The organism is Segatella asaccharophila, assembly GCF_054687055.1.
On record NZ_BAACAN010000021.1, the window covers coordinates 42,292 to 53,362 of the forward strand.

Below are 11,071 nucleotides of genomic sequence, written 5' to 3' on the forward strand. Positions count from 1 at the left end.
TATGGCAAACTATGAAATAAGGCCTCTGCAGATGCGCATGCTTGATATTATTACCGTTTTGGACAAGACTTTGTCGGAACATGGATTGCATTATGGGATGTTTGCAGGTTCTCTTATTGGAGCTGTACGCCATCATGGCTTTATCCCGTGGGATGATGATATGGATGTGCTCATGCCTCGGCCGGACTATGAACAGTTTATCCTGCACTCCAAGGAATGGCTTCCTGAGCAGTATGAATTTGTGTGTGCTGAGAATGATCCTGATTATCCTTTGCCTTTCGGTAAGATTCAGGATGCTGAGACAACGCTTATCGAACGCCCCTATTTCAGGTATCTGGGCGGGGTCTATGTAGATGTCTTTCCTTTGGATGCTGTACCCAGCAACAGGCTTGCCCGTCACTGTCAGTATGCCCGTTATGAATTTTACAAGCAGGCTCTGTATCTGGTTCATCGGGATCCGTATAAGCATGGCCATGGCTTGAGCAGTTGGATACCTTTGCTGATCCGCCGCCTGTTTACCATGGAGGGATTACAGAAGAGGATCCGTCATCTGCTGACTAAATATGATTATCATCAATGCACGCTGGCAGCAGATTATACGGATGGACTGCGTGGGGTGATGAAGAAAGAGATCAATGGCGTCTATGGTCCTTATCTCTTTGAGGGGAGAAAATTGCAGGGCATTAAGCGGTATGATGAATATCTTACTCAAATCTATGGTGATTATATGAAAATCCCTGATGGTGAGCATCAGCGTCAGCATAATTTCTTTTATCTTGATCTGAATAAGCCTTATCGGGAATATACGGGTAAATATTGATCCTTTAATCCATTTGATTTATAAAAACTTATGCTAATGACGATATTGGAAAAAGATTTTGACCATACTTTGAATGGTCTGTCCACTCAGGAAAAAGAAAAGTTGAATGGCGCTACCATTCTGATTACGGGTTGTGCTGGATTTCTGGGCTATTATTATATGAATTTCTTTCAGGCTAAGGCTGAAACTTTGGGACTGAAACGGGTAATCGGACTGGATAATTTCATGCTGGGCTATCCTGATTGGATTGATCATCTGAAGAAAAACCCTTTGTTTGATGTTCGTAAGTTTGATATTATCAAAGATAAGATAGAAGATATTGACGGTGCGGAACAGGCGGACTTTATCATTCACATGGCCTCAATAGCTTCTCCTGTCTTTTATCGGAAATATCCGATTGAGACCCTTGACGCGAATGTCTGGGGACTTCGGTCACTTCTTGACTTCTATAAGGATAAGCCGATCAAAGGTTTCCTGTTTTATTCATCCAGTGAGCTTTATGGTAATCCTGATGCTGCTCATGTTCCTACCTCTGAGGACTATTATGGCTATGTGTGTGCTACGGGACCTCGTTCTTGCTATGATGAATCGAAACGTTTTGGTGAGACAATGTGCATGCTGTTTGCACAACGTTACAATATGCCTGTTGATGTGGTAAGGCCCTTCAATAATTATGGCCCGGGGATGAAGATTAACGACAAGCGCGTACCCGCTGATTTTGCCCTTGACATTAAAGAGAACAGGAATATTGAGATTCTTTCCAACGGATCTCCAACACGTACTTTCTGCTATATCGCTGATGCGGTATGTGGCTATCTGAAGGTGCTATTACATGGAACTTATGACTATTTTAATATAGGGATGGATCAGCCGGAAATTCGCATTTCCCAACTGGCGGAGATCTATGTTACTGCCGGACGGGACATTTTTGGTTATACCGGAAAGGTGATCTATGCTACTTCTCACGAGAAGGAATACCTGACCAATGATCCACAGCGCCGCTGTCCGGACATTGTTAAAGCTCGCCGTATTCTGGGTTATGCTCCCAGTATCTCAGTTGATGAAGGGGTACGGCGTTTTCTTACTTTCATCAAGGAAAGTAAGGAGCGGGAATATCAATGGTAAAGATAACCTTTATTACTTATAAAGAGAAGAGATGGTAATTACAGTATTTGGATTAGGCTTTGTAGGACTGACTACGGCTTTAGGATTTGCAGAATATGGACATACGGTCTATGGTGTGGAGATGGATATGGAACGGCTTGATACGATCAGGGCTGGTCATTTGCCTTTCCTGGAAAGAGGACTGGATAAGGCTCTTGAAAGGCACTTGAACCATCATTTTCATCCCATCGCACCTGATGGGTTAGGTGCGGCCATTTCTCAAAGTGATTGTATCTACTATTGTGTGGGGACTCCCTATGGCAAGGATGGACAGGCAGACCTCACCTATCTCTTCAATGCAATAGACGAGACCATAGACTTGATCCGGGATGATCGTTTCCGGGTATTGGTCGTAAAGTCCACAATTCCACCTTCTACCACCGAGAATCGGATTGTTCCGCATATTAGGCAACGAGGGATTTTTGTCGGCGAACAGAAAGGATATGATCCTGCTTCTGGTAAAATACATTTAGGAATAGCCAATAATCCTGAATTCTTACGTGAGGGACATTGCTGGGACGACTTTATGAATGCTGACCGTATCGTACTTGGCATTTCTGATAAGGAATCTGAAAGAAGGCTACGGGAAGTCTACGCTTCAACTAATATCCCGATTTTTTGTGTTTCCTTGAGCACTGGTGAATTCATTAAATATTTATCCAATACTTTATTGGCAACCCTCATCAGCTATTCCAATGAGATGTCAGTCATTGCAGATGCAATCGGTAATATTGATGTTGCCAAGGCCTTTCATATCCTGCACATGGACAAGCGATGGGGAGGAGCACCGATGTCTTCATACGTGTATCCAGGTTGTGGCTATGGTGGTTATTGCCTGCCTAAGGACACGAATGCTCTTTATGCGATTGCAAGGGCTGCGGGGGCTGATGCTCCGATCCTGAAGAATGTCATTGCCACAAATGACGGTATGCCTGCTTTCATTGCCAAACGTATTATAAAAGTCGCTGGTGAGAAGGGACAGGACACAAAAATTGCCTTATTGGGCTTATCCTTCAAACCTGGTTCTGATGATGTGCGGGATACTCCAAGTGCCAAGATTATCCGTCAATTGTTGGGACAAGGCTATAAACACATTCTGGTCTATGATCCTGTAGCGAATCTAGAATTCAAGAAGCATTATGATTTTCCGGTGGTCTATTACAAGCGTTATCAGGATATTTTAAGAGAGGCTGATATTCTGGTTATTGTGACGGCATGGAATGATTTTAAGTCGATTCATTCGATGACGGACAAACCGGTAATTGATTGTAGATATATGCTGGATTAATATTTGGACATGGAGACGAAACGACATCTGATCATCGGCTATGATGCTAAGCGTATGATGTGCAATGACACTGGTCTGGGAAATTATTCCCGTAATCTTGTCAATGCACTGATCAAGGCTGATAAGGATACAGAGTTCAGATTGTATTCTCCTTGCGAAGGCAGAGAGGATCTGAAAGCGCAGATCCTGCCTGCTAAGAATATAAGTTTTATCTTTCCTCGTTCCATGCATTGCCGTATTCGTCGTGATCTTTGGCGTGCCGGAGGAATGGTAAAGGATTTATTACGGGATAAGGTACATCTGTTTCATGGCCTGTCAGGAGAGTTGCCTCATGGACTGCATAAAGCGGGCATTCCGGGAATCGTAACGGTCCATGATCTCATTTTCTTGCGGCATCCAGAGTATTATCATTGGATTGATGCAAAAATCTACGCCCGTAAATTTTATGTTACCTGCCGGGAGGCTTCACGTATGGTAGCTATAAGCGAGTGTACAAAGCGGGATATTCTTGCCTACAGCCATTTCCCGGAGGACCGTATAGATGTGATCTATCAGAGTTGTGGCACACAGTTTAAGGCAAAAGTAAGTGAAGGTGAGAAGCAGCGTATAAAGACTAAATATGAGTTGCCTGATCGTTATATCCTGAATGTTGGAACCATAGAGAAGCGAAAGAATGTCTTGTTAGCCGTCAAGTCTTTATTGAGACTTCCTGAATCATTGTCTTTGGTCATTGTCGGCAAGGCAACCAAATATGTGGATGAAGTGCAGGCTTTCATCATAAAGCATCAGTTGGAAAGTCGTGTCCGGTTCATGCATAATATTCCTAATGAAGACTTGCCTGCTATTTATCAATTGGCTTCAGTCTTCGTTTACCCGTCGCGTTATGAGGGCTTTGGCCTTCCCGTCATAGAGGGCATCCAGAGTGGCCTGCCTGTCGTGGCTTGTACCGGGTCGTGCCTGGAAGAGGCTGGAGGTCCGGATAATCTCTATGTAGCTCCTGATGATGATGAAGGTATGGCAAATGGGATTGCCTTGTTTTTAGGTGATGCTTCATTCCGCCAGCAGAGTATAGGCCGTAGCATGAGCTATGTGAAACGCTTTGAAAATCAGGATTTAGCTCACCAGATGCTGCAGGAATATCAAAAACTAATTTGAGTCTTAAAAATATATAAGGGTAAAAAAATCTTTCATGTATACTATCCTCTGGACGGCTTCTTCCGCAATGAGGGATACCTATTACATGAAAGCAATTCTTTTATTTGGGCTGAACGGTAAATTCTCCGTTTATCGTATCCGGTTTGTCAATAAAGTAAGCATATAAGGCAAAAACAAGGATTGCAATAGCTATCAGGACAAATAGGCGGGAGGACCATTTGTTGATCTTTTCTTGCCTGGCATGTCGTCTTTCATCTTTATGAAATTCTTCTCGTGCATCTTCAGGTTCCGAAGATTTAATTCTTGATTTTAACTTCATGATTCGTATATAAGTATTTCTGTTGTTTTCTGCAGTGGGATTCTACAGATATTGATCTATACCTTTGGGGGCTCTTATTATGCCGAGGGCGTTGTTTGAGTCAAATATTTTCTGGTTGGCACTCATGTCTTTTTTCGTGTTTGCCGCGGGATGTTCTAAATGGTATTCAATAGCCTTGAACTTGACCAGTCGTTTCTTAATGCCAAGTCGTCGAAGACGCGCCGGCAGATCAATATCCTCGAATCCGTAGCCGATGATCCTTTCATCATAGCCATTAACGGAAAAAACATCTTTCTTCCAAAAAGCCATGTTACATCCTCGTTCTTTCTTGTTTTTCTTATAATAGTAAAAGAAAATGGTGAGTAAAGGACAACGAAGAATATTCAACTTACGATGCACGCCTTCTGAGAAGAAAGAGAAATGATAATCTTTCTCCCTCAGGAATTTATCGGTCAATGCTTGAGAAAACTTTCCTCTGCTGCCGTGTACATAATAGCCCGGACGGGCTTCCGATACATGATCGGCGATGAAATGCCTGTTAAGGATAATATCACCGTCAATTTGGACAATATAGTTACCTTCACAAACGGCAAAGGCTTTATTCAGAACGATGGTCTTCCGGAAGCCTTTGTCTTCCTGCCATATATGTTTGAGTCTGAAAGGCAAATGTGGCTTGATCTGGTTGATCATTTCTGTAGTGTCCTGTCGTGACCCGTCATCAGCAATGATCACTTCATAGGGTAATAGTGTTTGCCTGGAAACACTTAACAAACTTAAATATAAAGCTTCTTTCCAGTTATAAGTTGAAATGACAAGACTGACTTTTATCATTGTGTTTATATTTAAACAGGGTATTTCTTTTAGTTAATAGCAGTTATCATCAAATAGAAAAATAATCTTTCTATAACTTATCTTTCCGAGATGACAGATGCATATATTTACAAAGGTCTTTCTGAGTGAAGAAAAAGTAATAGATACCCAATCGTTCTGCAAAGGTGCTTTTCTGAGCCATTTGGTGGAAAAGTCTGATAAGGTCTGGCCTGTAGCTGATCTCACATTCACGATATATTTTTCGCAACAAGTGGAAGATCAGTTTTTTTTGTGCTTTCTTGCAAAAGGGATCAATATTCTGTATGAAATTGTCAAGGATAATTATCCATGAATGGGCATCTAACCTATGACATAAATGCATGACAGAATTGGGATTGTTCACATTATAGAAGTAGGTATCTTCAAAATAAAAAGCAATGGTCCTGACGTGCTTTGCTAGATGATAGGTCCAGGCTTCGTCTTCATGCCGGACACCATTTATAAAATATAAATCGTACTTGCGAATAAAATCCAGTCGGATAAGTTTATTCCATGGCGTTACCGGGATCGGTTTACGACGCAAAATAGCTTTCTTGATCCATTTTCTGTCAGACGAGTATTCTGGTGTATATTTTCTGTTATAGGTTCGAGGTGATGGCTGATGGTCTGTCTTTACTCCTCCTTGTACGATGGTTACTCCAGGGTATTTGAAAACTAATTGAACAAGACGTTCTATGCACGTGTGACTGATAAAGTCATCACTATCTATAAAATAGATATAGTCACCTGTTGCCAGGTTTAGTCCATGGTTACGGGCAGAGCTGGATCCTCCATTCTTTTGTGAATGGATGGAGATGCGGGGATCATCTTTGGCAATCTCCTGACAAATCTGAATACTGTTGTCCTCAGAACCGTCATTGATGATAATGATTTCTAAATTCCGGTAGGTTTGATTCTGGATGGATAACAGACATTTCTTGATATATCTTTCTGCATTGTAAACGGGGAGAATAATGCTGATTAAAATATTATCTGTCACTTTTTTACTCTGAGTTTTATAAAGATCCATTGACGTTAGTATCTAAACTTTAGTGATGAGTGGGACGCTTTCCTTGATTAGACTGCAAAGTTACGGACATTTACAGTTAAAAACAAGGAAGATGTCTTTTTTATAGTGATTCGAATATGACCTTTGTCCTTTATAGAAGGAGGAAGCCCCATATATGGTCTATAAGACAAGGCGTCCTGTTTTATCTGTTTGTTTATTAAATACAGGAATGGGGATAATCTTGCTTACAGAGGATATGTTTTATAATAAATGAAGAAAAATAAGCAACTTAAAGGGATGGGGATTTATTTTTTACGATTGATTTTTATTCTATATACCAGACTGATTTCCTTTCCTTTTCCTGCAATGATCAGGATAACTGCGGTGAGGACCAGTATGATACCGATAATAATTCTGGTGGTAAGGACTTCACCAAAAACACAACAACCGATGATAAGGGCAGTGATCGGTTCCAATGCTCCAAGTATGGCAGTTGGGGTAGGACCGATATACTTAATGGCCTTAGTCAGGAAAATAAGGGAGATGACGGTCGGGAAGATGCCTAAACCGATAGCATCTATCCAGAGACTTGGTTGTGGAATAGGTTGTAATCGGGTACAGCCATGGAGATTGATAATGTATAGTAAGGACCCGAAGAGGATGGCATAGAAATTAAGTTTCAAATTGGGTAATTTATTCAATGATGTCTTGTCACAGCCGACAATATAGCAGGCATAGCTGACTGCTGAAAGAAAAGCGAGGGAAAATCCGGTGAAATTTAGTAATTCTCCATTGGGCGTTTTTCCGGTCATGGAGATGCCAATGACTGCAAGACTGATGGACAGGATCGTGGTGAGGGTCATTCTCTCATGGAAAAACACGGTCATCATAATGGCGGTTAATATGGGATAAACGAAAAGTATGGTTGAGGCTATCCCTACATCCATATAGTCGTAACTGGAGAAAAGAAATAAGGAGGACAAACTGAAAAGGAGTCCCATAATGACTAACCTGGTCAGATCTTTATGGCTGATTCGGAAAGAAAGATAGTGGAACACCATTAATAGTGACATAAACACGACGGCGATGGTGTAACGGTAAAACAATACAGAGTTTACGCCCATGCCCGATTTATAGAGGGGCAGAGCGAAGAGAGGATTGGTTCCGTAACTTGCAGCAGATATAGCTCCAAAAATATATCCTTTAGTTTGATGGTTGATTTTCATCTTTCGTTTGCAAAATTACATCTTTTCTCATAAAGGGCAAAAGAAATGTAATTCTTATTAAGATAGAGGTTCCATAGAGTTTAAAAGTGAATATCTGAAAAATAGGATTTGGCAAATCCGGAAATTATAAGTAACTTTGTCGATTCTTTGAAGTTGTTTAAATATAAAACTTTTCCTATGATACGTAAGAAGATTTTATCATTGACTTTACTTTGTTGTCTTTGGCTCATGAGTTCAGGCTTTTCCTGGGCTTCAGCGGCAGAAAGTGGTGTCCCTGGCCGTCGGGTTTCTGATCGTGCATTTCCTGTACGAATGCTTGAAGGACGAACGGATCATAGGGCAACCGTCAGGAAGGGATCTGGATATACCTCGTTTGCCGTTGGTAACGGCACTTTCTTGCTTAACGGCAAACCGTTTGTGATCAAGGCTGCCGAAGTTCATTACCCGCGTATCCCGCGAGCCTATTGGGAGAACCGGATTGAGATGTGTAAGGCCTTAGGAATGAACACTTTATGCTTGTACGTGTTCTGGAATCTGCATGAACCACAGGAGGACCATTTTGATTTTACAGGTAATAAGGATGTTGCAGCTTTCTGCCGTCTGGCACAGAAGCATGGGATGTATGTCATTGTCCGTCCCGGACCTTATGTATGTGCCGAATGGGAGATGGGTGGCTTACCCTGGTGGCTCTTGAAAAAGAAGGATATCAGGCTACGGGAACAGGATCCGTATTTCATGCAGCAAGTAAAGATATTTGAAAAGAAAGTTGCTCAGCAGTTGGCTCCTCTGACCATTGCGCATGGTGGTCCGATCATCATGGTGCAGGTAGAGAATGAATATGGCAGTTATGGGGTGGACAAACCTTATATCCGGGCCATCCGGGATATGCTGAAGACCGACTGGGGGAAGGTGGTGCTCTTTCAGTGTGACTGGAGTTCTAACTTTGAGAAAAATGGTTTGCCGGATTTACTGTGGACAATGAATTTTGGTACGGGTGCAAACATTGATCAACAGTTTGCTCGTTTAAGTCGGCTCCGTCCAAACTCTCCTAAGATGTGCTCTGAATTCTGGAGTGGATGGTTTGATAAATGGGGCGCACATCATGAGACTCGTCCTGTCAGTGAGATGGTAAACGGCATCGAGCAGATGCTTTCCAAGGGAATCTCTTTCTCTCTCTATATGACACACGGAGGAACCAGTTTCGGGCATTGGGCAGGGGCTAATAGCCCCGGTTTTGCCCCGGACGTGACTTCCTATGATTATGATGCTCCAATTAATGAATATGGTTTGCCTACTGAGAAATACTGGGCTCTCCGGAAGGTGATGCAGAAGTATAGCACCGTCAAACTCCCGAAAGTTCCTAAACCGGTGGCTCGGTTAATATCTGTTCCTCCATTCCGGCTTACAGAACATGTTCCTTTGGTCAATGGCGTAGATAGCATGAGTCCTGGCATAAAGACTTTTGAGGATATGAATATGGGATGGGGCAGTATGGTTTATGTTACTTATCTCCCTTGTATGAAGCATCCATCCATCCTTATGGTCAATGGCGTTCATGATTATGGCCAGGTCTTTGTCAATGGCAAGTGGATGGGTAAGATAGATCGTGTGAGAGGTGAAAATTCGATTGCCTTGCCTGCCCTGAATGGAAGCAAAAACCAACTGATGATTGTGGTAGAAGGAATGGGGCGGATTAATTTCGGTCATGCGATCAAGGATTATAAGGGGATTACAGGTTCTGTCACCTTGAACAGCACTGATCAATTCGGTACCTTGACTTTTACGCCGGAACACTGGATAAGTTATACGATACCGGATGCTTATTCGGATGCCCTTCGGGCCTTTCGGACTCATCAGGGTTTATCTCTTGTCCCAGAATGGGAGAATACAACAGATGAGAATCGAATGGGATATTACCGAGGGTACTTCAAGCTGAGGAAGACTGGGGATACCTTCCTTAATATGGAAGCTTTTGGAAAGGGACAGGTTTATGTCAATGGACACCCGCTGGGACGGTTCTGGCATATCGGACCGCAGCAGACACTTTATCTTCCTGGTTGCTGGCTGAAGAAGGGGCGTAATGAAGTGATCGTTCTGGATATGGTCGGTCCTCAGGGGGCTCCTGTCTGCTATGGGCAGAATCACCCTATTCTGAATCAGCTGCATCTGGAGAAATCCATTGCTCATAATCAACCGGGTGATCGGCCGGATTTAAATTCACAGACTCCTGTTGCCTCAGGTAATATGAAACCGGGAAATGGCTGGCAGATGATACGCTTTCTACAACCTGCCAGAGGGCGTTATATGGCTCTTCAGATTCTGGATAACCAGGATGGGAAAGAGATAAGTTCAATAGCCGAACTTTATCTGAGGGATGCAGGTGGCAAACGTATTGGCCGTGAGAGCTGGAAAGTTAAATATGCTGACAGTGAAGATGTGATGGGCAATCATACGGGTGAGAAGGCTTTTGACTTGCAGGAGAGTACGTATTGGAGTACTACTGAGGGACATCCTTTTCCTCATCTTCTTGTGATTGATCTGGGAGGTCAGCAGACTATTACTGGACTTGATTATTTGCCTCGTGCAGAAGAGGGTGCTCCCGGAAGCATAAGGAGTTATAAGATCTTTATTTATTAAGGTCTTTTTGTGCCAGACTCCTGTAAGATTGATGGAGTCTGGGCACATTCTTATTTATCCTTTTGTGAGGTAAAGTCTTTGGGTAGAACATGAAATGCTTTCTTAAAGCATTTGGAGAAATATTGTGGAGTGTTAAATCCTACCTTGATGGAAAGTTCCTGTATAGGGATATGGGGATTTTCTTTGAGGATCCGATAGGCTTCTTTTAAACGGATACTTGTAATGAATCCGACAATACTCTGACCCGTAAGGGCACGAAGTTTATTATATAAGGTGGAGGAGCCTACCATCATGTCCCTTGCGAAGGCATCACGATTGTAATTGGTATCTGAAAGATGTTTTCTGACACAGGATATTGCTTTCTCAAGAAACAAGGTATCGGGATTGCTGTAATGTTGCTTTTTAGGCTGGAAGTCCGTTTGAGATTCAAATTTATCCAGGATACGTTGCCGGTTGATGATGATGTTATCCATTCTGATTTCCAGATCCTTCATTTTGAACGGTTTGGTCAGATAGTCGTCAGCACCGGAGTTATAGCCGATATTCTGATCCTCCTCGCTCGTCTTGGCAGTGAGGAGAATGACTGGCAACTGTGCGAAGTTCT

General features: G+C 42.5%; 10 protein-coding genes. 5 read left to right on the forward strand and 5 right to left on the reverse strand.

Annotated features, from left to right (window positions below):
* The first annotated feature begins 1 nt into the window (after nt 1).
* From ACYRYG_RS10845 to ACYRYG_RS10860, 4 genes are read left to right on the forward strand one after another with little or no spacing between them, the layout of a single operon-like run.
* Nucleotides 2–820, forward strand: coding sequence for a LicD family protein (locus ACYRYG_RS10845; RefSeq protein ID WP_293417692.1), 819 nt, complete (start codon nt 2–4; stop codon nt 818–820).
* Nucleotides 821–856: 36 nt separating this feature from the next.
* Nucleotides 857–1,945 (forward strand): NAD-dependent epimerase/dehydratase family protein, encoded by a 1,089-nt coding sequence (locus ACYRYG_RS10850; RefSeq protein ID WP_293431308.1) that lies wholly within the window; start codon nt 857–859, stop codon nt 1,943–1,945.
* A gap of 31 nt (nt 1,946–1,976) precedes the next feature.
* Nucleotides 1,977–3,272 carry a UDP-glucose dehydrogenase family protein gene (locus ACYRYG_RS10855; RefSeq protein ID WP_293417698.1) on the forward strand — a complete coding sequence of 432 codons (1,296 nt, stop codon included), beginning with the start codon at nt 1,977–1,979 and terminating at the stop codon, nt 3,270–3,272.
* A gap of 9 nt (nt 3,273–3,281) precedes the next feature.
* The gene (locus tag ACYRYG_RS10860; protein ID WP_293417701.1) at nt 3,282–4,427 is read left to right on the forward strand and encodes a glycosyltransferase family 4 protein; all 1,146 of its coding nucleotides are present in this window, start codon (nt 3,282–3,284) and stop codon (nt 4,425–4,427) included.
* Between the two features lie 100 nt (nt 4,428–4,527).
* Here ACYRYG_RS10860 and ACYRYG_RS10865 read toward each other — a convergent pair whose 3' ends face one another.
* The 4 genes from ACYRYG_RS10865 to ACYRYG_RS10880 form a co-directional block, all read right to left on the reverse strand.
* Nucleotides 4,528–4,746, reverse strand: a complete 219-nt coding sequence (locus ACYRYG_RS10865; protein WP_293424314.1) for a hypothetical protein — start codon at nt 4,744–4,746, stop codon at nt 4,528–4,530.
* A gap of 42 nt (nt 4,747–4,788) precedes the next feature.
* Entirely contained in the window at nt 4,789–5,577 is a 789-nt protein-coding gene (locus ACYRYG_RS10870; protein WP_293424312.1) for a glycosyltransferase family 2 protein, read from the reverse strand.
* A gap of 70 nt (nt 5,578–5,647) precedes the next feature.
* Complete coding sequence (locus ACYRYG_RS10875) at nt 5,648–6,625, reverse strand: glycosyltransferase (RefSeq protein WP_293424310.1); 978 nt, start codon at nt 6,623–6,625, stop codon at nt 5,648–5,650.
* Between the two features lie 284 nt (nt 6,626–6,909).
* On the reverse strand, nt 6,910–7,830 hold the full coding sequence (locus tag ACYRYG_RS10880; RefSeq protein ID WP_460198144.1) for a DMT family transporter: 921 nt from the start codon (nt 7,828–7,830) through the stop codon (nt 6,910–6,912).
* A gap of 312 nt (nt 7,831–8,142) precedes the next feature.
* Here ACYRYG_RS10880 and ACYRYG_RS10885 point away from each other — a divergent pair, with 312 nt between their 5' ends.
* A complete protein-coding gene (locus ACYRYG_RS10885) occupies nt 8,143–10,467 on the forward strand; it encodes a beta-galactosidase (protein ID WP_460198147.1) in 2,325 nt (774 codons plus the stop codon).
* A 50-nt stretch (nt 10,468–10,517) separates the two neighbouring features.
* Here ACYRYG_RS10885 and ACYRYG_RS10890 read toward each other — a convergent pair.
* The coding region (locus ACYRYG_RS10890) for a response regulator transcription factor (protein WP_294730690.1) at nt 10,518–11,071 on the reverse strand (554 nt) is incomplete at its 5' end.

Bases quoted from the DNA above. Each gene is read 5' to 3' on its own strand.
- ACYRYG_RS10845 (WP_293417692.1), top strand. From the start codon at position 2: ATGGCAAACTATGAAATAAGGCCTCTGCAGATGCGCATGCTTGATATT.
- ACYRYG_RS10850 (WP_293431308.1), top strand. From the start codon at position 857: ATGACGATATTGGAAAAAGATTTTGACCATACTTTGAATGGTCTGTCC.
- ACYRYG_RS10855 (WP_293417698.1), top strand. From the start codon at position 1,977: ATGGTAATTACAGTATTTGGATTAGGCTTTGTAGGACTGACTACGGCT.
- ACYRYG_RS10860 (WP_293417701.1), top strand. From the start codon at position 3,282: ATGGAGACGAAACGACATCTGATCATCGGCTATGATGCTAAGCGTATG.
- ACYRYG_RS10865 (WP_293424314.1), bottom strand. From the start codon at position 4,746: ATGAAGTTAAAATCAAGAATTAAATCTTCGGAACCTGAAGATGCACGA.
- ACYRYG_RS10870 (WP_293424312.1), bottom strand. From the start codon at position 5,577: ATGATAAAAGTCAGTCTTGTCATTTCAACTTATAACTGGAAAGAAGCT.
- ACYRYG_RS10875 (WP_293424310.1), bottom strand. From the start codon at position 6,625: ATGGATCTTTATAAAACTCAGAGTAAAAAAGTGACAGATAATATTTTA.
- ACYRYG_RS10880 (WP_460198144.1), bottom strand. From the start codon at position 7,830: ATGAAAATCAACCATCAAACTAAAGGATATATTTTTGGAGCTATATCT.
- ACYRYG_RS10885 (WP_460198147.1), top strand. From the start codon at position 8,143: ATGCTTGAAGGACGAACGGATCATAGGGCAACCGTCAGGAAGGGATCT.